The organism is Paracidovorax oryzae ATCC 19882 (assembly GCF_000687165.1).
Taxonomy (GTDB): Bacteria; Pseudomonadota; Gammaproteobacteria; order Burkholderiales; family Burkholderiaceae_C; genus Paracidovorax; species Paracidovorax oryzae.
Genome location: NZ_JMKU01000022.1, coordinates 1 through 22,558, shown reverse-complemented (window position 1 = coordinate 22,558; position 22,558 = coordinate 1). Strand labels below are relative to the sequence as shown.

Here is a 22,558-nt window from a genome sequence, read left to right as displayed (position 1 = left end):
GCCCACCGTGCCTGCACGCACCTCCATGGCGCGGAACAGCCTTTTTTTTGGTGTTTACACCAGTATTACCCACGCCAATTGATTGGCACATTTATCGCATAGCAGTAATTCAACAATTTTTTGATCACCAAAAAGGCCATCCGCCATGAAGCTTTATCACGAAGTCCGAGGATGCTCGCTCGCTGTGGACATCGTCGCGAGGGAACTGGGCCTGCCGCTCGATCTGGAATGGGTGGACATGAAGACAAAGCGGCTGCAGGACGGCACGGACTACCTGGCCATCAATAACAAGGGCACCGTGCCCACGCTGGAGATGCCGGACGGCCAGCACCTGAGCGAGGGCTGCGTCATCACCCAGTACCTGGCGGACCAGTGCCCCGGCAATACGCTGCTGCCCGCGGCCGGGCTGGCGCGCTACCGGGTGCTGGAGTGGATGAGCTTCGTCGCCGCGGACCTGCACAAGGGCGGCTTCATGCCCCTGTTCAAGGCCGTCACCCCGCCGGAGTACAAGGCGATTGCGCGCGGCTACCTGCATGCCAGGCTGGGCTGGCTGGACAGCCGGCTGGAAGGCCGCGACTACCTCACCGGCAGCACCTTCACGCTGGCCGACGCGCACTGCTACACGATCGCGATGTGGACGCGGGCGCACGCCATCGACACCGGCGGCTGGCCTCACCTCGAGGCCTACCTGGCACGCTGCGGCCGACGGCCCGCCGTCCTGGCGGCCGAGGCCGCCGCCGCGGCCCAGGGCGAGCGGGAACGGGCGGCCGCGCGCTGAGCCGCCGCCGAACACGCGCCAGCACCCTCCACGACAGGACCGACACCATGCGCACGATCCGCCGCCTGCTGCTCCTCGCCTGCCTGGCCGCCGCCCAGGCTCCCGCCCTGGCCGGCGGCTATCCCGACGCACCCCTTCGGATGGTGGTGGCGTTCCCGCCGGGCGGGGGTACCGATGGCGCGGCACGGCTCATCGCGGAGAAACTGGCAGTGGAGCTGGGCCAGGCCGTGATCGTCGAGAACCGGGCGGGCGCCGGCGGGGTGATCGGAGCGCAGTCGGTGGCACGCGCCAGGCCGGACGGCTACACCCTGCTCTTCGGCACCGGTGCCGAGTTGCTGATCAATCCCGTCACCCGCAAGGTGGCGCCCTACGACCTGCTGCGGGATTTCGTGCCGATCACCGAGGTGGGCAGCGTGGGTTTCGTGCTGGCCGTGCCGGGCGCGTCGGCTGCACGCAATGTGCCCGACCTCGTGGCCGCGGCGAGGGCGCAGCCCGGCAAGCTCAATTACGCCTCTTTCGGGATGGGCTCCACCAACCACCTGATCGGCGAGCTGTTCCTCCATTCCACCGGCACCCGGGCCACCCATGTCCCGTTCCAGGGCAGCCAGCAGGCGATGGGTTCGCTGCTGGCGGGCGATGTGGATTTCACCTTCGATACCGCCGCCGTGGTGTTGCCCCAGTTGAAGGCCGGCAAGCTCCGCGCGCTGGCCACGCCTTCGCCCCGGCGGCTGCCCTCCCTGCCGGACGTGCCCACGCTCCAGGAGCTTGGATATGGCGCAGTGGTCGCCGAAGGATGGATGGGCGTGTTCGCTCCCGCCGGCACCCCGGCCGATATCGTGAAGACGCTGGCCGCTGCACTGGACAAGGTGATCCGCGCGCCCGACATGCAGGCCCGCCTGGACGCACGCGGCGTGGCCGCGAGCGCCGCCGACGGCGCGCAGTTCACCCGCAAGCTGCAGGCGGAACTGGAGAAGTGGCGGCGCGTGGCCCGCCAGGCCGACGTATCGCTGGACTGATCCACCACACGGGAAACCCCATGAACCGCAGACTCCTCTCCGCCGCGCGTCCGGCCGGCCTGCTCCTCGCCGTGGTCGCGGCCCTGTCCGGTCCGTCGCCGGCCACGGCGCAGGGCTACCCTTCGCGCCCCATCACCCTGATCGTCTCCTTCGAGCCCGGAGGGTCCACCGACGTGTCGGCACGGGCCGTGGCCCAGGAACTGGGCGCGCAGCTCGGGCAGCCGGTGATCGTCGAAAACCGCTCCGGCGCGGGCGGGCGCATCGGCACCAAGGTCGCGGCACAGGCCCGGCCGGACGGCTACACGCTGCTGTGGGGCAGCGGCAGCAGCCTCACGGCCGCGCCGGCGCTCTATCCCCAACAGGAACATGTGGCCACGCTCGTGCCGGTGAGCCTCGGCGCCACCCAGCCCTTCGTGTTCGCCACCGGCCCGGCGGTCGGTGTCCGGTCGGTGCGGGAGTTCATCGCACTCGCCCGCAGCCGCCCGGGACAACTGAATTTCGCCTCGGCAGGCATGGGTTCCAGCAACCACCTGCTGGGCGAGATCTTCATGGCCGTGAGCGGCATCCAACTGGCGCATGTGCCCTACAAAGGCGCCATCATGGCCAAGGACGCGGTGATCCGGGGCGACGCCCAGCTCATGGACGAGGCAACCGGCCCCCTGCTGGGCGCCCTGCGTGCCGGGCAGCTGGTGCCTCTCTTCACGACCGGCGAGCAGCGCGACCCCGCCCTGCCCGACACGCCCACCGCTGCCGAGGCCGGCCTGCCCGAACTGACGATCCAGGGCTTTTTCGGCCTGCTGGCGCCCGCGGGCACGCCCGCGGACATCGTGGCCCGCCTCAACGGCGCGATGCGCTCCGCGCTGGCGTCCACGGCCGTGGCGCGCGCGTTCGCCCCGCTGGGCTTCACGCCGGCCTACAGCACGCCCGGGCAGATGGCTGCGCGCATCGCCGAAGGCCGTGCCGTCTATGCCCGCATCGTCAGGGAGCGGCAGATCCGCCCCGAGTGATTCCCAGCCCTCCACCGGACACGCCATGCCGTCTTCTTCACCGACCGTTCCCCGCCGCCAGGTCCTCGGCGCCCTTGCCGCGCTGGCCGCCGCGCATGCCGCGCCAGCGCGGGCCGCGCACTGGCCGGAGCGCCCCGTCAGCCTCGTCGTGCCCTTCGCCGCAGGAGGCGGCACCGACACCATCGCCCGGCTGATCGCGCAAAAGCTCCAGGCCCCGCTGGGCGTCCCGGTGGTCATCGACAACCGCCCAGGGGCGAACGGGCTGATCGCCGCGCGCAGCGTGCTCCAGCAGCCCCCGGACGGCCACACCCTGATGTTCGGCAGCAACTCCACCCACGTGATCGCGGCCCTGGCATCCCACCAGCCAGTCGCCCCGGGGAAATCGATGCAGGACAGCTTCTCGATCGCCAGCGTGCTCGCCAATGCACCGCTGGTGTGGGCCGTGCGCGCCGCCAGCCCCGCCCGGGACCTGCCGGACTTCCTGCGCCGCGCGAAAGCGGGCCGCCTGAGCTACGGCAGCTTCGGCGCCGGATCGTCCGCCCACGTGACGGGTGAGACCCTGGCGGAATCGGCGGGCGTGGAATTGCTGCATGTTCCCTACAAAGGCTCTGCCCCGGCGCTGACGGACCTGCTGGGCGGCCAGGTGGACGCGGTGTTCCTCACCGTGGCCGCCATCGAGGGCATGGTGGCCTCCGGCGCGGTGCGCCCGCTGGCCGTCACCGGCGAGCGGCGCGTGCGCTCCCTGCCGCCGGTACCCACCTTCGAGGAGCTGGGCGTTCGCGACATGGGCAATGCCGGCTGGTTCGCGGTGTTCGCTGCTGCTGGCACGCCCGCGCAGACGATCACGGCGCTCGCGAAGGCGCTGCGCGACATCGTCGCCCAGCCCGATGTCCAGGCCCGCATGGTGGCGCTGGGGCTGGAACCCGTGCTGAGCACGCCGGAGCAGGCGGCGGAGATCTGGCGCCGCTCGCTGTCGCGCGCCGCCCCGATCGTCCGGCGCGCGAACATCACCCTGTGACGGGCGGGCGATGCCTCCTGCCTACAGGTGGCCGTCGGCCGAAAGGCGCACGCTGACCATGTGGGCCGTGCGCCGCACCAGTTCGGCGATCGCCTCCTCCTTGAAGAGCGCCATCCGCGCATCGCTGCCCAGCGCAGTGACGCTTGCCACCACCAGTCGCCCGCGTCCGAAGATCGGCGCGGACACCCCCGTCCGCCCCTCGTTCAACTCGCCCGACGTGCGGCAGTAGCCGTCGCGCCGGATGCGCTGAGCCATCTCGTAGAACTCCTCCCAGGAAGGCACCTCGCCGGATTCGCCGGCCAGTTCCTGGTGCAGCCGCCGCAGCCGCGCGGCAGGCAGGAACGCCACCAGCGCCTTGGAGCTGGCCCCCTGCAGCACGGGCACCGGGCGGCCCCGCCCGTAGCGCAGCCGCGGCTGCGGATCATGGGACTCCGTATGCACCGTGATGATCGAGTGGCCGTATAGCTTGGACAGGAACACGTCCAGCCCGGTCTGCTCCGCCAGTTCGCGCATCGGCGGCACTGCAGCGCGGATCACCGGATCCGATTCACGGATGCAGCGGTCCAGCTCGATGATGCGGGGGCCGAGCGTGATGCTGCGGTCCAGACGCACCAGCAACCCGACCTTCGTGAGCTCCTGGATGTACCGGTAGGCCGTGCTCTTGGGGACGCCCAGCTCGGCGGCGATCTCATCGGCCATCAGCGACGGCCTGGCCGTGGAGAACAGCCCCAGGGTCGCGAGCAGGCGCGACAGGCTGGACTCGGATGAGCGCCCCGCGCCATCCGGTCCCGAGCCGCCATCGGCCACCTCTTCGGGCCCGGCCATGGACTCCGCCATGGCAGGCCTGCGACCACGGCCTGCGGCCGGCGGTGCGGCATCCGCCTCGGCGCGCGCGCTTCTACCCTGGTGCCGGCCCCTTTCCTGCGGCGACCTGCGCCCCGCTGTCTGCTCCATGAAAACTGTGCCTCCCTCGAATGCGATGACCACACCCGCATGTTAGCGAAGCGCGGATGGCCGGAGGATGGGCGCGAATGGCAGGAGCCCGCCTGCAGCATCACTCAGAGGTACGCGACCGCGGTCCGGTTGCGGCCCTCCCGCTTCGCGCGGTAGAGCAAGGCATCCGCAGCCTCGAGCAAGCCATCCGGTCTCCGCTCCGCGACCTGCAGGCAGCACGCCGCGCCCACGCTGGCCGTCACCCGGCCGGAGGCCGCTGCGGCGTGGGGAATAGCCAGCGCCTCGATCGCTCGGCGCAGTCCCTCGGCCATGTCCGACGCTTCCTCCAGGCCGGAAGCGGGCAGGATGCAGGCGAACTCCTCCCCCCCATAGCGCGCTGCCAGATCGCAGGGCCATCGCATGCGGGTGTCGATCGCGGCGGCGACGCGCTGCAGGCAACTGTCTCCGCCCGGATGCCCGTAGTGGTCATTGAAGGCCTTGAAATGGTCGATGTCGATCAGCACGACGCATAGTGGCTCGCCGCTGCGTGCATGGCGCGCGAACTCGCTGCCCAGCATTTCGTCGAACCGGCGCCGGTTCGCAATGCCCGTCAGGCTGTCCGTGATGCTCAACTGGTAGATGCGCTCGTTGAGCGCCTGGCGCTCCACTTCATTGCGGCGGCGCTCCGTGATGTCGCGCACCACCGAACAATTGAACAGGGAGCCATCGAACACCACCAGACTGGCGGTGACCTCGATGGGAACGCTGGTGCCATCCTTGCGGGTGTTCACGGTTTCCAGCGTGACAGAGCCCAGGCGTTCCAGGTCGGCCCAATGGCTGCGCCAGCGCTCCTCGCTGAACAGCGGATCCACATCGCACACGCGGAGGCTGCGGAACTCCTCGGGCGTATAACCCAGAAGTTGCTGCGCCGCCCGGTTGACCGTGACATACCGACCGTCGCGATCGGTCCAGATGATCATGTCGGCAATGGCATCGATCGAATAGAGCGCCAGCCGGGCGTTCAATTCGAGCAAGGACGCACTCGTCGTTCGGTCATCGGTGAGCTCGGCCATGCGGTGGATGATAGCCGCGGGGCCTTCGCGCATGCGCAGGCGGGACGGCCTGCGAGAGTCCCTGGATGTCCTGCCCGCCGCTGGCAGACCCGATGGCCTTGGGGTGCGCCTTCGCTCGGCTCGCCCGACGCGGGCTGACCATTTCCGCCCGAAGCAGCACCCTGCATGCAACGGAAAGTAAACAGCTTGGGCTGATGGGATGGCAAAACGAAACCAGGTGTTACGCTATACCGACCCAGGGGGGGTGCCACGGCATAGCCGGGAGATAAAAACTGCCAGGCCCAGGAAGAAGGCCCCATCGGGTCCATGCGGGTGCGCTTGCCGCGCCCTCCCACCTCGGCCATTACTGCCCGCCCGTACACGGTCGCTGCCACATGCCGCATGCCAAGCCACAGGCCTGCGCCGGCACGCCGCCGCCCGGAGGCTCCATCCATGCAAGGAGAAACCATGAAAAGAATCCACCCCATTTCCAGGGCAGCCGCTGCCCTGCTCGGCACGATGGCCGTCGCCGGAGCAGCCCATGCGGGCGTCATCGCCGGAACCGGCGCCACCCCCTCCGGCGCGCAGCTGGGCTATACCAACGCCGCCGCCACCCGGGTGGTGGAAGGCAAGACCGGCCACGCCCTGCTGGTGCCCTACTTCACCGCGCAGAACGGCCAGATGTCCGTGCTGCACCTGGTGAACATGGACCGGGACAACGGCAAGGTGGTGAACGTGCGCTTCCGCGGCGCCAACAACGGCGACCGGCTGCTGAGCATGCATGTGCTGCTGGGGCCCGGCGACATCTGGACGGGGGCGGTGACGGCCGGTGCCGACGGCACCGCGCAACTGACCACGGACGACCTCACCTGCACAATGCCGCAACTGTCCCGGAACGTGCCACAGCCCTTCTCCACGGACCGCCTGGACCCCGCATGGAGCGCGGCCACCAAGGCCGCCCAGACCCGGGAAGGCAGCATCGAAGCCATCGTGATGGCCGACGTACCGGGCGCCCGCGCGTATGGCGACGACGGGGCCAGCAACTCGACCCTGTTCACATTGATCAAAGCAGTGAATGGCGTCCAGCCCTGTACCGAGCGCTACGGAACCCTCAACACGCTCTTGCTGGACGACATCAGCGGTGAACCCGCCGCCGCCTCCCGCGGGCTCGCCACTCCTACGGGACAGGTCTCGGCCACGTGGTACATCATCGACGTGCCAGGCTCCACCACGTTCTCCGGCCCGGCCACCGCCATCCAGGCCGTCGACATCGCCGGCCAGCCCGCGCGCGGCAACTACATGCTGTTCCCGCCCACGGACGGGGTGGTGGGGCAGCCCGAGCTCTATACGGCCGACCCTCTGCTGGTGTCCGCAGGGCTGGCCTACCGCTACAAGGATGCCCAGGGCAGTACCGCGCAGCCCACGGCCGCCCCCGTGCTGGCAGCCCGGTTCAACGACCTGCCCGACCTCTCCACCCCCATGTACCTGCCGCCTTCCGCCGAGAACGCCCGGCGGACCGCCGGCGATCTCTCCCGGCTGATGGCAACGCGCGAGGTCAGGAACCAGTACGTCGTCGAGCAATCGATTTCGGCCCGGACAGACTGGGTGCTCGCCACCCCCACCAAGCGGTACAGCGTCGCGAAGGACTACAGCCAGTCGGACGCGTCGAGCCAGCGGGTGTATTCCGTCGTTCCGCCCGTCGGTGCAGGCCCCCAGTATTTCCATGCCGCCAATACCCAGGTCGGTCAGAGCGTCTGCAGCCTGTCCAGGAGCTGGGGCATGGCAATTTTTGATCGCGCCGCGACCCTGTCCGACCGCTCCGTGCCTCCTGCATTCGAGCAGTACGAAAGTTGCGGTGCCGTCTCGGTTCTGAGTTTCGCCTTTGAAAGTAACGCATTGGCGTCTTCGGTCAATTGGCGATCCATGTCTGCAGCCTTCAAATATGGCTGGGCCAGCATCCTGGTGCCCGATGCCCAGGGCCTGCCGATCATCGGCGCCTCGTTCATGAAGCTGAGCAACCCCAACGCCACGCCCGGCATCGCCGCCAACTACGGCATGAGCTACCCCCACCTCTTCAAGACGCCCTGAGAGCGCAAGCCAGAGCACTGCCGCCCGCCCATCGGCGCGGGCGGTGGAACCCGGGCTTCAGTGCCCGGTGGTGAACACCCTGCTGCCGTTCACCCAGGTCTCCAGCACCCCGATGTCGCGCATGCCGGCGGCGTGGGGTGCCGACCACTGCAGCGGGTTCTTCGCCAGGATGACGAGGTCCGCCTGCTTGCCCGGCAGCAGCGAGCCGATCTGATGGTCGAGGTGGCACTGCCAGGCGGCGTCGATGGTCACGGCGCGCAGCGCCTGGGCCACGTCCAGGCACTCCGGCGCATTCAGCACCTTGCCTTCGCCATGCGCCGGAGCCCCGTGGGCCGGGTGCTTCACGGTGGCCTCCATCACGCGGCCGACCGCCTGCTCCATGCAGCGCAGGGGTCCCAGCGGCGTCACGAAATGGTCGCTGTGCAGGCTGATCCGCAGGCCGGCCTGCAGGGCGGAGGCGCAGCGATCGAGCAGCAGGGAGCGGTCCTTGCCGAGGATCGTGTCCTGGAAGGCCTTGCCCCAGTAGCCCACGTGGCCGATCAGGAAGCTCGGCGAGATCTCCATGCGCCGCATCAGGCCGATCGTGTCATCGTGCAGCAGCGAGGCATGCTCGATGCGGTGCCGCTGCCGTGCCCAGGCCGGCGCCTGCGGCAGGGAAGCCGCGGGCGCATCCGTCGGCGCCGGGGGCGGCACCTTGCTCAGGGCCATCTGGTAGGCGGCCAGCACGTTGGTGATGGCTTCGTCGCCATTGGCGTGCGTGAGGATGGGCCAGCCCGCCGCGGCCACCACGGCCATCACGTCCGCCAGCTTGCGCGCCGGATCGAAATTGAACAGGCCCCAGGCACCGACGCCGGGCACCGAATGCTCGTTGCAGCACAGGTACGGCCGGCTCTGGAATCCGGTCAGGCCCTGGTTGGAGCCGTCGGAAATCAGTTTCAGCGCGCGTATCGTGAACAGGCTGTTGCCGTCGCTCGACAGCTCCGGCTGGTAGCAGTTCACCCAGGTCATCAAGTCGTTGCTGTTGCCGTACAGCGCGCCGCCCATGCGCACGGTCATGGCCGGTGTCTGCGCCAAGGCCTTGAGCATGGTCACTTCCTTCGGCCCGTTCAGCAGCCCGACGCTCGCCTCGAACACCGTCGTGATGCCGCGCTGGTTCGCCTGCTGGAAGACGCGTTTCAGGCCATCGAGCATCTGCTCCGGGCCCGGCTGCGGCATGGCCACCAGCATCGCTGCGGACTGCTGCTCCGTGAGCACGCCGTCCGGAAAATCCTTGTCGAGCTTCGCCGCCTGCAGCGCGGGCGTGTTCGCATAGCTGATGTGGCCCGATGCATTGAGCAGGAACATCTTCACCTCGGTGCTGATGCCGTCGAGGAACTTCGCATCGATATCCGTCCAGACCTTCATCAGCGACGGGTCCACGCCGAAGCCCATCACCCAGGGCTTCGGCGGCGTCGCCTGCTGCGCCGCCTTCACCGCCGCACGCAGCCGCTTCTCGATCAGCTGGATGTCGTAGTGCGTGTCCAGGTCCTGCCCGTCGAACGGCGACAGGTCAGTCCAGTCGATGATGAGCGCGCTGGTCAGCGTGTGGGCATGCGCGTCGATCAGGCCGGGCAGCAGCGTCTGCTCGCCCGACAGCGGCCGCTCCAGCGGCTCGAACACGGTCATCGCCTTGCGCACGTCGTGCAGCCTGCCGCTCACGATGACCTTGCCGTTGGCGATGCCGATCGCCTCGACCTTCCTGTCGGGATGCTCCGGATCCGGATGGATGTGTCCGCCGTGGAAGATCACGGCCTGCGGCGCCCCGCGTGCCCCATCCTGCGCAGCGGCATCCGCGAGCAGGGATTGCCATTCCGCATGGTCGTGCCGGTACGCAGGCAGCATGCGGGGGCTGCAGCAGGCGCAGCCGAATGAAACGCTATCGGACGACATGGAAACCTCCCTCGGTTCGTGATGGTGTGGCGGTCGTGGCTTCTGCCACGGGCCACGATATCGCGGGAACGCACCGGGAAAGGCGGGATTCGGCTACATCCCATTACACGGGGACCCAGGCCGTCAGCCGTCGCGGCCCCGGGACGGACCCAGCAGCCGGTCCTTCGCCTTGAGCAACTTCTGGACCTTGGAGCCCATCTTCATCAACTGCGCCATGGACTCGGGCGACAGCCGCTGCAGGTCGTCGAACCAGTTGTTGGCCAAATCCACCAGGTCGTGCATCTCGCGCATGCGCTGCTGCGCGAAGGCGTCCTCAGGCGACGTCGTGCCGGCCATGAGCGACTCGCGCAACACGGACAGCGTGGGAGCGATCTCGCGGCGGCGGCGCTCGGCCGCCACGACGCGGAAGATTTCCCACACGTCGCCCAGGGAGGAGAAATATTCGCGCCGGTCCCCCGGAATGCGGCTTTGCCGCACCAATCCCCACGACTGCAGTTCCTTGAGTCCGATGCTGACGTTCGAGCGGGAAATGCCGAGCTGCTCGCCGATGTCGTCTGCGTGGAGCTGCCGCTCGGTGACGAACAGCAGGGCATAGATCTGCCCCACCGTCCGGTTGATACCCCAGCGGCTGCCCATCTCGCCGAAGTGGCTGACGAAGGTGTGAACGAGTGGCGTCAATTTATTGAAATTTTCGAAGATTCAGAAATTTTCATTATCACACGGGCTTTTGTCCTGCATCAAACGAAAGCCCCGTTCTTGCCCGGGATCAAGACTTTCCAGTGACGCGGTTCGCGGCGACACCTAAAATTTCAGAGATTTCTGAATTTTTGGAAGCTTTCACAGCACAGCTGCGAAGGCGACGCCCCTACCGCATGTCCCGGCACCGTCCGCGCTCTCCCTTCCTCTGGCTGGCCATCGTGGCCATCCTGTGGGGGAGCCTCATGCCTGCATGGAGCAGCGTGCTGGCCGCCCCGGCCGGAAAGACCTGGATCGAGGTATGCACCTCGCAGGGTCCCCGGCTGATCGCCGCGGACACGCAAGGCCTGCCCGCCGACCATGCACTGCCCTCGGGCATGGATTGTCCCTTCTGCCGGCTGCTGCAGGACGTGCCCGCCATCGCGTGCTTGCCCGGCACGCCGGTCGTTGCCGGCACCGCCGCGCGCGGCATGGCCGCGACATGCCTGCCGTTGCCGCCCCGCCTGGTGGCGGTCTGGTCCGCGCACCCCAGCCGCGCGCCCCCGAGCCTTTCCTGACGCCCCCTCCTTCGCGGTCCGCCAGCCGCTGCCCGCCGCCACCGGCACGGGCAGGCCGGCCTGCGCGCCGCCCTCCGCGATTGCCTTTCTGGAGAGTTTCCATGCCCCATCCTGCAGCGGCAGGCACGCCCACGGCCGATGCGCCCGCGGAGCCGCCGCTTCCACGCTTCGATCCGCCTTCCGGATACCGGGTCGGCGCAGCCTGCATCGCCGCCGCCTCGCTGCTGTGGATGCCCCAGGCGGCCCTGCTGGCCTGGGCCGTGCATCGCCTGGCCGCCGGCGGCGGCTGGCAGGACGTGACCTGGCATGCGGCGGCCTACGCGGCATTGGGCGCCGCGCGCGCCACCGGCGAAGCCTGGGGTGCCCGCAGAATCTTCGCCGCATCGCGGCGCTACATCAGCCAGTTGCGCGGGCAGGCCTGTGCCGCGCTGGCCGGCAGCTCGCCGCTGGACCGTGGCCGACCCGCCTCCGGCCGGGCCGCCAGTGCCGTCGCCGAGCAGGCCGACGCCCTGCTGCCCTGGCTGCTGCGCTACGAGCCCGCGCGCTGGCGCGTGATGGCCGTGCCGGCCGCGATCGCATTGGCCGTTGCGGGCGTGTCCTGGGCTGCCGCACTGATCCTGGTCGCCGCCGCACCGCTGATTCCAGCGGCCATGGCGCTGATCGGCTGGCGTGCCCAGGCAGCCAGCGCGGAACAGCTGCAGGCGCTCGGGGGCATGAACGGCTTCCTGCTCGACCGCCTGCGCGGCCTGAGCACCCTGCGCGCGCTGGGCGCGGTGGATGCCACGGCCCTGCGCCTGCGCGCCTCGGCCGAGGACCTCCGGCGGCGCACCATGCGCGTGCTGCGCATCGCCTTCCTGTCCTCGGCATCGCTGGAATTGTTCTCCGCGCTCGCGGTGGCCTTCGTGGCGGTGTATGTGGGCTTCCACCTGCTGGGCCAGATCGGCATGGGCAGCTGGGGCCGGCCGCTGGGACTGGGACAGGGGCTGTTCATCCTGCTGCTGGCACCCGCATTTTTCGAACCGCTGCGCGACCTGTCGGCCGCCTGGCACGACCGGGCCGCGGGCCGGGCCGCGCTGCAGGCGCTCGCCGCACTGCGCGGCGCGCGCCTGCCCCTGCCCGGCGCACTGGATGCTTGCGCCGCAGCACCGGGCAGCGCCGCGCCGCGTCCGCCGGCCGTGGACATCGAAGGGCTGGGCTTCTCGTATCCCGGCGGCGATGCCGTTTTCGAAGCAGCGAACCTCCGCATCGGCGCGGGTGAACACGTGGCGCTCGTCGGTGCCAGCGGGGCCGGCAAGTCCACCCTGCTGTCGCTCATCGCCGGCCTGGTGCCGGCGAGCAGCGGGACGGTGCGCATCGAGGGCATTCCGCTGGACAGCGGCAGTGCCGCCGCCCTGCGCGGGCGCATGGCCTGGGTGGGCCAGAAGCCGCACGTCTTCGCGGGCTCACTGCATGACAACGTCGCGCTGCACAGGGCGGAGATCACGCGCAGCGATGTCGCCACAGCACTGCGCCGCGCCGGCCTGGAGCGGGGCACCCCCCTCCTGCCGGAAACCCCGCTGGGAGAAGGGGGAGCGGGGCTGTCCGGTGGAGAGGCGGTCCGGCTGGCTCTGGCCCGCGCTGCCGCGACGCCGCAGGCCGGCCTGTGGCTGCTCGACGAGCCGACCGCACACCTGGACCGCGGGACCGCCCTGGCCGTGGCCGATTCCCTGGCGCGCATGGCACACGGGCGCACGCTCATCGTCGCGACCCACGACAGGGCGCTGGCGGCCCGCATCGGCCGCGTCATCGACATCGGCGGCATCGACGCCGCCGGCATGCACCGGAGGGCCGCATGAACGCCCGCGCCCGGTCCCGCCACGCGCTGGCAGCGGTGCTGCGCCTTTTCATGGAGGCAGGCGGCCGCCGGATGCTGCTCGGAGCGGCGCTGTCGTGCGCCACGGTGCTGGCAGGCATAGCCCTGCTGGGCCTCTCCGGCTGGTTCATCACGGCGACCGCGCTCGCCGGCCTGGCCAGCGGTGCCGCCCTGGCATTCAACGTGTTCATGCCCAGCGCCGGCATCCGCCTGCTGGCGCTGGGGCGCACCGCGGGGCGGTACGCCGAGCGCATCGTGACCCACGATGCCACCCTGGCCGTGCTGGCCGCGCTGCGCGAGCGCCTGCTGCGGGGCTGGGCCCGTCCGCAGGCTGCGCAGGCGCTGCTGCGCCGTCCGGCGCGCCTGCTCTTTCGGCTCACACAGGACATCGACGCGCTGGAATCCATCTACCTGCGCGTGCTGGTGCCCGCCGCCGCCGCACTGGGCGCGGCGCTGCTGGCGGCCGGCGTGCTGGGCTCCCTGGATGCACGCCTGGGCGCCGCGGCCTTCGCCTGGCTGGTGGGGTGCGGCGGCGGCGCGGCCCTCCTCGCGACCCGCCGGGCGCGCGCCGCCGCGCTGCGCCGCGCCCTCGGCATGGAGCGGCTGCGCGCGCAGGCCATCGACCTCGTCGCAGGCCAGACCGAACTGGCCATGACCGGGCAGTTGCCGACGCAGTGCCAGCACATCGCGCGGACCGACGCCCGCCTCGCACGCGCCGACGACGAACTCCATCGCATCGACACCCGCTGCGGATGGCTCCACGCCGTGGCCGGGCACCTGGGCGTGGCTGGCGTCCTGCTCGCCGCTGGCGCACTGGCGGGTGCCGGAGCGCTGGGCGCACCGCTCGCGGCGCTGGCCCTGCTGACGGCGCTCGCCGCGCTGGAGCCCTTCCAGGCCTTGCGGCGGGGTGCGCTGGAGGCCGGCCGCAGCATGCTGGCCGCGCGCCGCCTGGCTCCCCAATGGGCCGGACCGGACCTGAAGCAGCGCGCACCACGTTCCGGCCATGCGGCCTGCGACATCGAAGCCGCCGCCTGTCTGGCGGGTGTCGAGGCCGGCGGCGCGGCCACCGGCGCACCGGTACTGCGCGGCATCGACCTGCGCCTGGCCCCCGGCGAACGGGTGGCCGTGGTGGGTGCGAGCGGCGCGGGCAAATCCACGCTGCTGTCGCTGGTCGCGGGCGAGCTGCCCGCGCGCGCGGGCACCGTGCAGGCGCAACCCTGCACGTGGCTCACCCAGCGGACCGAACTGTTCCAGGACAGCATCCGAGACAACCTGCGGCTGGCCGACCCCGCCGCCACCGACGATCGGCTCTGGACGGCGCTGCAGGCCAGCGGCCTGGCCGGCGACGTCCAGCGGCTGCAACACGGCCTGGACACCCGGCTCGGCGAAGGCGGGCTGGGCCTGTCGGGCGGGCAGGCGCGCCGCCTCGCCCTGGCACGGCTGCTGCTGCATCCGTCCGCGTTCTGGCTGCTGGACGAACCCACCGAAGGCCTGGACGGCCCGACGGCCTGCGACGTGCTCGCCCGGCTGGACCGGCATGCCGGGCGCAAGACCCTCCTGATCGCCACGCACCTGCGCCGAGAGGCCCGCCTGGCCGACCGGCTCGTGGTGGTCGTGCACGGACGCATCGCCGCGCAGCACCAGCGCGGCACGCCGTCTTTCGACGCCGCGCTGCAGGCATTGCGCGCCCACTGAGTCAACGCTTTTTCCCTCCAAGAAAGGATTTCCACCATGGACCTCGACGTCGTCGGCCTGTCGCGACTGCAGTTCGCGATGACCGCGCTCTACCACTTTCTTTTCGTGCCGCTCACGATCGGGCTGGCCGTGCTGCTGGCCATCATGGAGACGGTTTACGTGATGACCGGCCGCACCGTCTGGCGCCAGATGACCAAGTTCTGGGGCGTGCTGTTCGGCATCAACTTCGCGCTGGGCGTGTCCACCGGGATCGTGATGGAGTTCCAGTTCGGCATGAACTGGAGCTATTACAGCCACTACGTGGGAGACGTCTTCGGCGCACCGCTGGCCATCGAAGGGCTGATGGCCTTCTTCCTGGAGGCGACCTTCGTCGGCATGTTCTTCTTCGGCTGGGAGCGCATGTCCAAGGTGGCGCACTGCGTGGTGACCTGGCTGGTCGCGCTGGGCACCAACTTCTCGGCCCTGTGGATCCTGATCGCCAACGGCTGGATGCAGAACCCCGTGGGCGCCAGGCTCAACCCGCAGACCCTGCGCATGGAAGTGGACAGCTTCTACGACGTGGTGTTCAACCCGGTGGCGCAGGCCAAGTTCGTGCACACGGTGTCGGCCGGCTATACGATCGCGGCGCTCTTCGTGCTGGGCGTGTCGGCCTGGTATCTGCTCAAGGGCCGGCACGTGGAGCTGGCCAGGCGCTCGATGACCGTGGCGGCCTCCTTCGGCCTGGCCGCCGCGCTGTCGGTAGTGGTGCTGGGCGACGAGAGCGGCTATGCCACCAGCGAGCACCAGAAGATGAAGCTCGCGGCGGTCGAAGCGATGTGGGACACCGAGCCCGCGCCGGCATCGTTCACCGCCATCGGCTGGCCCGACCAGCAAGCGCGCACGACGCACTATGCGGTGCACATCCCGTGGGTGATGGGCCTGATCGGCACGCGCTCGCTCGATACGCAGATCCCCGGGATCAACGATCTGGTCAAGCAGGCCGAGGGCAACATCCGCGACGGCATCCAGGCCTACGACGCGCTGCAGCAGATCCGCGCCGCCGGCTCGGACGCGGCCATCCCCAACCACGCCCGCATGGTGTTCGAACTGCACGGCCGCCGGCTGGGCTACGCCCTGCTCCTCAAGCGCTACGTGGACGACCCGCGCCAGGCCACCGAGGCGCAGATCGCCCAGGCCGCCTGGGATACGGTGCCGCAGGTCGCGCCGCTCTACTGGTCGTTCCGCGTGATGGTGGGACTGGGCATGTTCTTCATCGTGCTCAACGCCGTGTTCTTCTGGCTGTCGGCACGCCGCCGGCTGGACGCCCATCCCTGGCTGCTGAAGCTGGCCGTGTGGTCCATCCCGCTGCCCTGGATCGCCGCTGAATGCGGCTGGATCGTGGCCGAGCTGGGCCGCCAGCCCTGGGCCGTGGAAGGCGTGCTGCCCACGGCCGTGGCCGTGTCCGAGCTGGGCGCGGGGACCGTGCTGTTCACGCTGCTGGGCTTCGCCGCCCTCTACACCGCACTGATCGTGGTGGAGATGAAGCTCATGCTCAAGGCCATCCGCAAAGGGCCCGATCCGGAGACGCCCCTATCGCACGGCGCCGCCGCGCCGCTGATCGGCGCCGTGCCCCCCGGCACCTCGCAACCCACCACCTTCGAACCCGCCGGAGACGCAGCATGACTCTGCACACCCTTCTCGACTACGACACCCTGCGCATCATCTGGTGGCTGCTGCTGGGCGTGCTGCTGGTGGGCTTCGCCGTCACCGACGGCTTCGACCTGGGCGTGGGCACGCTGCTGCCCTTCGTGGCCCGCACCGACCTGGAGCGCCGCGTGGTCATCAACACCGTCGGTCCCGTGTGGGAAGGCAACCAGGTCTGGCTGATCCTGGGCGGCGGTGCCGTCTTCGCCGCCTGGCCGCACATCTACGCGATGTCGTTCTCGGGCTTCTACCTGGCGATGTTCGCCACGCTGTTCGCGCTGATCCTGCGGCCCGTGGGCTTCAAGTACCGCAGCAAGCGCGAGAGCGCCGCATGGCGCGGGACCTGGGACTGGGCGCTGTTCATCGGCGGTTTCGTGCCCGCGCTGATCTTCGGCGTGGCCCTGGGCAACGTGCTGCAGGGCGTGCCCTTCCGGTTCACGGGGGACATGCGCATGGTCTATGCCGGCAGCTTCATCGGCCTGCTCAACCCGTTCGCGCTGCTGGCCGGGCTCGTCTCCGTCGCCATGCTGGCCATGCACGGCGGCGCCTGGCTGGCGCTGAAGACCGAAGGTGCCGTGGCCGATCGCTCGCGCCGCTTCGCCACCGTGGCTGCCGTCGCCACCATCGCGCTGTACGCGCTGGCCGGCGTCCTGCTGTGGAAGCTGGTGGGCAGCTACCAGCTCACCAGCGCCCACGTGGCCAACGGCCCTTCCGACCCGCTGGCCAAGACCGTGGCCTCGGGCGTGGCCGGCGGCTGGTTCGCCAACTACGCGCGCCATCCGTGGACGATGCTGGCACCCGCACTGGGCTTCGCCGGCGCGCTCCTGGCGCTCGCCGGCCTGCGCGCCCGGTGGGAGGGCATCACGGTCGTCTTCAGCGGCTTGTCCGTGGCCGGCATCGTGCTGAGCGTAGGCGCCTCGATGTTCCCGTTCATCGTGCCGTCCTCGCTGGACCCTCGCTCGTCGCTCATGGTGTGGGACGCCTCGTCCAGCCACCTGACCCTCTTCATCATGCTGGTGTGCGCGGTCATCTTCGTCCCGCTGATCCTGGCCTACACCAGCTGGGTGTACCGCGTGATGTGGGGCAAGGTGCGCGCGCACGACATCACCCACGGCGACCACGCCTACTGACCGCCCCGCCCTCCCCGGATGAATGAACCGATCCACCAATGACTGAATGCTGAAAGGACAACACCATGTGGTACTTCGCCTGGATACTCGGCCTGCTCCTGGCCGCCGCCTTCGCCGTGCTGAACGCGATGTGGTACGAACTCATGGATGACCAGGCCCTGCAGCGGGCCTCGGGACACGGGCCCGGCCGGCAGCCGGGAACCTAGCGGCGCGCAGCTACGGGCAGGAGCACCGTCCCTGCCCGGCCCGTGCCCGGCAGGCATCCGCGGCCAGTGGATAGACTGCCGGGACACCGCCTCGCCAGGCGGCAGGAGACACCATTGAGCATCGCCCACCGTATCCGCATCGAAGACGTCACCACCCTCTCGGACGACTGGTACGTTCTGAAGAAGACCACGTTCTCCTTCCAGCGCAGCGACGGCAGCTGGCAGCGCCAGTCGCGCGAAACCTACGACCGGGGCAACGGGGCGACGATCCTCCTCTACGACCTGCAGCGCCGCACCGTCATCCTCACCCGGCAGTTCCGCTATCCGGCGTTCGTGAACGGCCACGACGACCTGCTGATCGAAACGCCTGCCGGCCTGCTCGACGACGCCGCGCCCGAGGACCGCATCCGCGCCGAAGTGGAAGAGGAAACGGGTTTCCGGGTGCGCGAGGTGCGCCAGGTGTTCGACGCGTTCATGAGCCCGGGCTCGGTGACCGAGCGCCTGCATTTCTTCGTCGGCGCGTACCAGCCCGGAGACCGGCAGTCATCGGGCGGCGGCATCGCGGCCGAAGGCGAGGACATCGCCGTGATGGAGACCGGCATCGACGAGGCGCTGGCCATGATCGATGCGGGAACGATACGCGACGGCAAGACGATCATGCTGCTGCAGTACGCCGCGCTGCACCTCTTCCCCGGGGCGGGAAGCGCTGGCGATCCCGGCTGAGCGCGCTTGCACGCCCTGCCTGCAAGCGGCCCGAAAAATATAAACCGGTGAAACCGGCACGCCGACAGCAATGCGCGTACCATGGGTTCGTTGATATGTGCAAGGCCTTCATTGCATCGGTCTTTTTCCGCTTCCCCCGGTTCTTCCGGCGGCTGTGTCGAACCTCCCTTGGTGATTTTCTTCGCGTCTCTTCGCCGGATGCGTTTTTGGCTTCCGGCAATCTGGAAAGGAAATCGACATGACCACACAAACCGGCATCGTGAAATGGTTCAACGAAGGCAAGGGCTTCGGCTTCATCGCCCCCGACGACGGCAGCAAGGATCTCTTTGCCCACTTCCGTGAAATCCAGGGCAGCGGCTTCAAGACCCTGACGGAGAACCAGCACGTGCAGTTTGAAGTCACCCAGGGCGCCAAGGGCCCGCAAGCTTCCAACATCCGTGCCGTGAGCTGATGGGCCATGGGCCACACGGGCCCAGCCGATCCTCTCCCAGGCCCCTGGGCCATCCCCGAAAAGCGCGGCTCGTCCGCGCTTTTTCTTTTTTCTGGAAGGCATCGTTGCCATGAAGAATCTGCAGGAAGCCACCGAGCGCATCTGCGAACTCAAGGGGAGCCTGATCGCATTGGACACGTTGCTTCCATCGATCGTGGAAGCACTGCCATCCGACACGCTCGACACATTGGTGCGTTCGTTCGAAGCCCGCGCCGAGGCAGCACGGACCGTCATTCTGAACACCCCCATCTCGGACCATGTGCTGGCCGCCTTCGAGCGGGACATCACCAGAACGCACGCGATGCTGGCGTCGGCCGCACCGCCCCCGGCAAGCATCCCGCAGCGCGAGGCCGTCGAAGCCATTCTTCTGGCCACGACATACATCCGCACGTACTCCGGAACCCGGTTGCTGACGGGTGCCAGCGGCTTCTTCTTCCGCCGCGACGGCCTGCTGTTCCTGGTAACGAACCGGCATGTCTTTTCCGACGAGCCCAGCAGCCACTTCCCGGACCGCATCGAAATCGGATTGCATACCGACGCACGCAATCTGACCCTGCACGCGACCTTCTCGATACCTCTCTATGGCCACGGTATCGCGCTGTGGCGGCAGGCCACCGACACGGGCGGGCCGGTGGACATCGCCGCCATAGAAATCCACACCGGCCGCCTTCCGGGAGACGCGGTGCTGCAAGCCTTCGACCCATCCCACCTGGACCCCGCAGGCGAGGAAGTGGCCATGGGAGACAACCTGGCGATCGTCGGATTTCCTTTGGGGTTTCACGACACTGTTCACCACCTCGCCGTGGCCCGCGGCGCATCGATCGCTTCGGCCTATGGCGTGCGCTTCCAGCAACAAGGCTGCTTTCTGACCGACGCCAGGACGCACAGTGGCAGCAGTGGCGCACCTGTCCTGCGGCGCAGGCGCGGCGGGCGGGCAGACGGAGCCTCGCTGGCGAACTGGCAGTTGCTCGGAGTGCATTCCACGCGCATGGACATGCTCACCCGCGACCTGGCCAGGGACGAGTCGCTTGGGCTCAATTGCGCCTGGTACGCGGATATCTTGATGCTTCTGAGCCAGCCTGCATAGGAAAAAAGGCCGGGACGGGCATCCGGTGGGCGCTCGCCCGTAGCCTGCGGCACCACGGCCGGTCACCGTCGCCAGGGCAGCGCTGCTTGACATGCCGCCCATCATGCAACATCATTAGTTACATGAAACACGACAGCCGCCTGTCCTCCGTCCTCCATGCGCTGCTGCACATGGCCGAGCACGAGGGCCCCATGACATCCGACGCCCTCGCGCAATGCCTGGGCACCAACCCCGTCGTCGTCCGGCGCACCATGGGGTACCTGCGGGAGGCGGGCATCGTCACGTCGGACAAAGGCCATGCGGGCGGATGGCGCATCCATGCAGACCTGGGCACCGTCACCCTGCGCCAGCTGCACGAAGCGCTGGGCGAGCCCGCCATGTTCGCCATCGGCAACCGCAACGAATCGCCGGAATGCCTGGTGGAGCAAGCGGTGAACGCGGCACTGGAAAGCACGTTCGCGGAAGCCGAGGCGCTGCTGCTGAAGCGGTTTTCGGAGATCACCCTCGCCGACCTGGCCGCCGACTTCGCGCGCCGGCATGCGGCGGCACGGCGCACAAGGAGTTAGTTGACCATGCGATATGACACCATCATCGTCGGCGGAAGCTATGCAGGAATGGCTGCCGCCCTGCAACTGGTACGGGCGCGCCGATCCGTGCTGGTGATCGACGCGGGCCAGCGCCGCAACCGCTCCGCCAGCCATTCGCACGGTTTCCTGGGCCAGGACGGCGTGCCTCCGGAGGACATCGCGGCGAATGCGCGCCGGCAGCTCGCCGCCTATCCATCACTGAGCTGGCAGGAAGGGCAAGCCGCGGCCGTCACTGGATCCGCAGATGCATTCACGGTCACCACGTCCGACGGCGGCTCGCACCATGCCCGCCGCATCCTGCTGGCCACCGGCGTGGCCGACCAGCTTCCCGCCGTCGCAGGCCTTGCCGAGCGCTGGGGCACGGCCGTCTTCCATTGCCCGTACTGCCATGGCTACGAACTCGGCCAGGGCCGCATCGGCATCGTCGGCGCCAGCCCGATGTCCGTCCACCAGGCCGAACTGCTCACCGGCTGGGGCGACGTGACCCTGCTCGTCAACCGCGCCCTGGACCTGACCGACGCGTCCCGCTCCGCCCTCGCCCGACGGGGCGTGGCCATCGAGGAGACCCCCATCGACAGGATCGAAGGGCATGCCGACGTGGTACTGGCCGACGGACGGCAGCTGCGCTTCGCCGGACTGTTCACGGCGACGCGCACGGCCCCTTCCAGTCCGCTCGCCGAAGCCATGGGCTGCGCGCTGGAAGAGACACCGATGGGCATGCAAATCCGCACCGATGCCGAGAACAAGACATCGGTGGCCGGGGTGTTCGCCTGCGGCGACGTGGCGAGAATCCCCCACTCGTTGTCCCTGGCCGTGGGCCATGGCGCCATGGCAGGCGCACAGGTCCATCGTTCGCTGGTGTGGCCCGAGAGCCTCGCACCGCAGCCGGCGTAAGACCGCACGCGATGATCCCGTTCTCCGATCCTGCAGCCGTATCGGGCTACGCCGAGAGAACCGAGAGGCTGGTGCCCGGCCTGCGGGACCTGCACAGGATGGCCGGCGTGCTGCTGGCCGAACAGGCCCCGGCCGACGCCCGCATCCTGGTGCTCGGCGCCGGTGGCGGATTGGAACTGAAGGCCTTCGCCGAGATGCAGCCGGCGTGGCGCTTCGACGGGGTCGATCCCTCCGCCGAGATGCTCGGCCTTGCCCGCACGACCCTCGGCCCGCTCGCGCCGCGCGTGGACCTGCACGAAGGCTATATTGACAGTGCACCGGCAGGCCCTTTCGACGGCGCGACTTGCCTGCTGACGCTCCATTTCCTGCCGGCAAACGAGCGCCTGCGGACCCTGCAGCAGCTGCGCGCGCGGCTCAAGCCCGGAGCGCCCCTGGTCGTCGCGCACCACAGCTTTGACAGCGAAATTCCTGCAGGGCACCGCTGGCTCGCACGCAATGCGGCATTCGCTGCGGCATCCGGCGTGCCCACGGCACAGGCGGAAGGGAGCATCGCGGCGATCAGGCAAAGGCTGCCTGTGTTATCCCCGCAGCAGGACGCCGACCAGCTCCGCGAAGCGGGATTCACGGACATCGAGCTGTTCTATTGCGCGTTCACCTTCAAGGGGTGGGTGGCGCGTGCCGGGATTACTGCGGCTTGAAGCACCGTCCTGCTGCCGCCTGGTTTTAGAGGCCTTGGGCCGAGCTCGCAGATGTTTCCGACCACGCTACCTTGCATAGTTAGGGAAGGTCTGCAAAACCCCATCGCTGACTGGCGCGTGAAGTGAGCCGCAGGCAAGATGGCGAGCATGACGCATGAGCAGCAGCAGATGCTGGGGTTCGATCCCCTGCCCAAGAAGACCCGCAAGGAGATCTTCCTTGAAGAGATGAACCGGGTGGTGCCGTGGGCGGCGCTGGTGGCGCTGATCCAGCCGCATGCGCGCGGCGCGCACCAGGCACTGGGTGGACGCCCGCCATTCGCCGTGGAGACGATGCTGCGCATCCACTGCCTGCAACTGTGGTGGAACCTGAGCGACCCGGCCATGGAGGAAGAACTGCACGAACGCCCGCTGTACCGGGAGTTCGCAGGGCTCTCGGGGC

22 protein-coding genes are annotated in these 22,558 nt (G+C 69.1%); 18 read left to right on the top strand and 4 right to left on the bottom strand.

What is annotated here, in order from left to right:
• The first annotated feature begins 145 nt into the window (after positions 1–145).
• The 4 genes from gstA to T336_RS0116985 are packed head-to-tail and all read left to right on the top strand — an operon-like array spanning position 146 to position 3,819.
• Positions 146–778, top strand: coding sequence for a glutathione transferase GstA (gene gstA, locus T336_RS0117000; RefSeq protein ID WP_026433469.1), 633 nt, complete (start codon positions 146–148; stop codon positions 776–778).
• 47 nt (positions 779–825) lie between these two features.
• Positions 826–1,794: a Bug family tripartite tricarboxylate transporter substrate binding protein gene (locus T336_RS0116995; protein WP_026433468.1), complete on the top strand. Its 969-nt coding sequence runs from the start codon at positions 826–828 to the stop codon at positions 1,792–1,794.
• Between the two features lie 20 nt (positions 1,795–1,814).
• Positions 1,815–2,801, top strand: coding sequence for a Bug family tripartite tricarboxylate transporter substrate binding protein (locus T336_RS0116990; RefSeq protein ID WP_019702103.1), 987 nt, complete (start codon positions 1,815–1,817; stop codon positions 2,799–2,801).
• Positions 2,802–2,826: 25 nt separating this feature from the next.
• Positions 2,827–3,819, top strand: a complete 993-nt coding sequence (locus T336_RS0116985; RefSeq protein WP_026433467.1) for a Bug family tripartite tricarboxylate transporter substrate binding protein — start codon at positions 2,827–2,829, stop codon at positions 3,817–3,819.
• A 21-nt stretch (positions 3,820–3,840) separates the two neighbouring features.
• On the opposite strand, the gene T336_RS25340 is transcribed toward T336_RS0116985, so the two are convergent.
• A complete protein-coding gene (locus tag T336_RS25340; RefSeq protein WP_244883977.1) occupies positions 3,841–4,656 on the bottom strand; it encodes an IclR family transcriptional regulator in 816 nt (271 codons plus the stop codon).
• Between the two features lie 221 nt (positions 4,657–4,877).
• A complete protein-coding gene (locus T336_RS0116975) occupies positions 4,878–5,825 on the bottom strand; it encodes a GGDEF domain-containing protein (protein WP_244883976.1) in 948 nt (315 codons plus the stop codon).
• A 447-nt stretch (positions 5,826–6,272) separates the two neighbouring features.
• On the opposite strand from T336_RS0116975, the gene T336_RS0116970 reads away from it, so the two are divergent.
• On the top strand, positions 6,273–7,892 hold the full coding sequence (locus T336_RS0116970) for a hypothetical protein (protein WP_026433464.1): 1,620 nt from the start codon (positions 6,273–6,275) through the stop codon (positions 7,890–7,892).
• A gap of 57 nt (positions 7,893–7,949) precedes the next feature.
• On the opposite strand, the gene T336_RS0116965 is transcribed toward T336_RS0116970, so the two are convergent.
• Positions 7,950–9,821, bottom strand: coding sequence for an amidohydrolase (locus tag T336_RS0116965; RefSeq protein ID WP_026433463.1), 1,872 nt, complete (start codon positions 9,819–9,821; stop codon positions 7,950–7,952).
• Between the two features lie 123 nt (positions 9,822–9,944).
• On the bottom strand, positions 9,945–10,499 hold the full coding sequence (locus tag T336_RS0116960) for a GbsR/MarR family transcriptional regulator (protein WP_019702097.1): 555 nt from the start codon (positions 10,497–10,499) through the stop codon (positions 9,945–9,947).
• A 194-nt stretch (positions 10,500–10,693) separates the two neighbouring features.
• Between T336_RS0116960 and T336_RS0116955 the strand changes: the two genes are divergently transcribed.
• The 13 genes from T336_RS0116955 to T336_RS0116895 form a co-directional block, all read left to right on the top strand.
• Entirely contained in the window at positions 10,694–11,074 is a 381-nt protein-coding gene (locus tag T336_RS0116955; protein WP_026433462.1) for a DUF2946 domain-containing protein, read from the top strand.
• 101 nt (positions 11,075–11,175) lie between these two features.
• Entirely contained in the window at positions 11,176–12,909 is a 1,734-nt protein-coding gene (gene cydD, locus T336_RS0116950) for a thiol reductant ABC exporter subunit CydD (protein WP_084151454.1), read from the top strand.
• Positions 12,906–14,621 (top strand): amino acid ABC transporter ATP-binding/permease protein, encoded by a 1,716-nt coding sequence (locus T336_RS0116945; RefSeq protein WP_026433460.1) that lies wholly within the window; start codon positions 12,906–12,908, stop codon positions 14,619–14,621. The genes cydD and T336_RS0116945 overlap by 4 nt, the downstream gene beginning before the upstream one ends.
• Positions 14,622–14,657: 36 nt before the next feature.
• On the top strand, positions 14,658–16,283 hold the full coding sequence (locus tag T336_RS0116940; protein ID WP_026433459.1) for a cytochrome ubiquinol oxidase subunit I: 1,626 nt from the start codon (positions 14,658–14,660) through the stop codon (positions 16,281–16,283).
• The gene (gene cydB / locus T336_RS0116935; RefSeq protein WP_026433458.1) at positions 16,280–17,434 is read left to right on the top strand and encodes a cytochrome d ubiquinol oxidase subunit II; all 1,155 of its coding nucleotides are present in this window, start codon (positions 16,280–16,282) and stop codon (positions 17,432–17,434) included. The genes T336_RS0116940 and cydB overlap by 4 nt, the downstream gene beginning before the upstream one ends.
• A 65-nt stretch (positions 17,435–17,499) precedes the next feature.
• The gene (cydX, locus tag T336_RS0116930) at positions 17,500–17,640 is read left to right on the top strand and encodes a cytochrome bd-I oxidase subunit CydX (protein WP_026433457.1); all 141 of its coding nucleotides are present in this window, start codon (positions 17,500–17,502) and stop codon (positions 17,638–17,640) included.
• A 114-nt stretch (positions 17,641–17,754) separates the two neighbouring features.
• Positions 17,755–18,363 (top strand): NUDIX domain-containing protein, encoded by a 609-nt coding sequence (locus T336_RS0116925; RefSeq protein WP_026433456.1) that lies wholly within the window; start codon positions 17,755–17,757, stop codon positions 18,361–18,363.
• A 238-nt stretch (positions 18,364–18,601) separates the two neighbouring features.
• Positions 18,602–18,814, top strand: a complete 213-nt coding sequence (gene cspE, locus T336_RS0116920; protein WP_026433455.1) for a transcription antiterminator/RNA stability regulator CspE — start codon at positions 18,602–18,604, stop codon at positions 18,812–18,814.
• Between the two features lie 109 nt (positions 18,815–18,923).
• The gene (locus tag T336_RS0116915) at positions 18,924–19,940 is read left to right on the top strand and encodes a S1 family peptidase (protein WP_084151453.1); all 1,017 of its coding nucleotides are present in this window, start codon (positions 18,924–18,926) and stop codon (positions 19,938–19,940) included.
• A 122-nt stretch (positions 19,941–20,062) separates the two neighbouring features.
• Positions 20,063–20,506 (top strand): Rrf2 family transcriptional regulator, encoded by a 444-nt coding sequence (locus tag T336_RS0116910; protein WP_026433453.1) that lies wholly within the window; start codon positions 20,063–20,065, stop codon positions 20,504–20,506.
• A 6-nt stretch (positions 20,507–20,512) separates the two neighbouring features.
• On the top strand, positions 20,513–21,421 hold the full coding sequence (locus T336_RS0116905) for an NAD(P)/FAD-dependent oxidoreductase (RefSeq protein ID WP_026433452.1): 909 nt from the start codon (positions 20,513–20,515) through the stop codon (positions 21,419–21,421).
• An 11-nt stretch (positions 21,422–21,432) separates the two neighbouring features.
• The gene (locus T336_RS0116900; protein ID WP_026433451.1) at positions 21,433–22,119 is read left to right on the top strand and encodes a class I SAM-dependent methyltransferase; all 687 of its coding nucleotides are present in this window, start codon (positions 21,433–21,435) and stop codon (positions 22,117–22,119) included.
• A 147-nt stretch (positions 22,120–22,266) separates the two neighbouring features.
• Positions 22,267–22,558 (top strand): transposase (locus tag T336_RS0116895; protein ID WP_167333656.1); only part of this gene is annotated, 292 nt, incomplete at its 3' end.

Bases quoted from the DNA above. Each gene is read 5' to 3' on its own strand.
- T336_RS0116985 (WP_026433467.1), top strand. From the start codon at position 2,827: ATGCCGTCTTCTTCACCGACCGTTCCCCGCCGCCAGGTCCTCGGCGCC.
- T336_RS0116940 (WP_026433459.1), top strand. From the start codon at position 14,658: ATGGACCTCGACGTCGTCGGCCTGTCGCGACTGCAGTTCGCGATGACC.
- cydB (WP_026433458.1), top strand. From the start codon at position 16,280: ATGACTCTGCACACCCTTCTCGACTACGACACCCTGCGCATCATCTGG.
- gstA (WP_026433469.1), top strand. From the start codon at position 146: ATGAAGCTTTATCACGAAGTCCGAGGATGCTCGCTCGCTGTGGACATC.
- T336_RS0116900 (WP_026433451.1), top strand. From the start codon at position 21,433: ATGATCCCGTTCTCCGATCCTGCAGCCGTATCGGGCTACGCCGAGAGA.
- T336_RS0116975 (WP_244883976.1), bottom strand. From the start codon at position 5,825: ATGGCCGAGCTCACCGATGACCGAACGACGAGTGCGTCCTTGCTCGAA.
- T336_RS0116990 (WP_019702103.1), top strand. From the start codon at position 1,815: ATGAACCGCAGACTCCTCTCCGCCGCGCGTCCGGCCGGCCTGCTCCTC.
- T336_RS0116965 (WP_026433463.1), bottom strand. From the start codon at position 9,821: ATGTCGTCCGATAGCGTTTCATTCGGCTGCGCCTGCTGCAGCCCCCGC.
- T336_RS0116915 (WP_084151453.1), top strand. From the start codon at position 18,924: ATGAAGAATCTGCAGGAAGCCACCGAGCGCATCTGCGAACTCAAGGGG.
- cydX (WP_026433457.1), top strand. From the start codon at position 17,500: ATGTGGTACTTCGCCTGGATACTCGGCCTGCTCCTGGCCGCCGCCTTC.
- T336_RS0116955 (WP_026433462.1), top strand. From the start codon at position 10,694: ATGTCCCGGCACCGTCCGCGCTCTCCCTTCCTCTGGCTGGCCATCGTG.
- T336_RS0116970 (WP_026433464.1), top strand. From the start codon at position 6,273: ATGAAAAGAATCCACCCCATTTCCAGGGCAGCCGCTGCCCTGCTCGGC.
- cspE (WP_026433455.1), top strand. From the start codon at position 18,602: ATGACCACACAAACCGGCATCGTGAAATGGTTCAACGAAGGCAAGGGC.
- T336_RS0116945 (WP_026433460.1), top strand. From the start codon at position 12,906: ATGAACGCCCGCGCCCGGTCCCGCCACGCGCTGGCAGCGGTGCTGCGC.
- cydD (WP_084151454.1), top strand. From the start codon at position 11,176: ATGCCCCATCCTGCAGCGGCAGGCACGCCCACGGCCGATGCGCCCGCG.
- T336_RS0116905 (WP_026433452.1), top strand. From the start codon at position 20,513: ATGCGATATGACACCATCATCGTCGGCGGAAGCTATGCAGGAATGGCT.
- T336_RS0116910 (WP_026433453.1), top strand. From the start codon at position 20,063: ATGAAACACGACAGCCGCCTGTCCTCCGTCCTCCATGCGCTGCTGCAC.
- T336_RS0116995 (WP_026433468.1), top strand. From the start codon at position 826: ATGCGCACGATCCGCCGCCTGCTGCTCCTCGCCTGCCTGGCCGCCGCC.
- T336_RS25340 (WP_244883977.1), bottom strand. From the start codon at position 4,656: ATGGCGGAGTCCATGGCCGGGCCCGAAGAGGTGGCCGATGGCGGCTCG.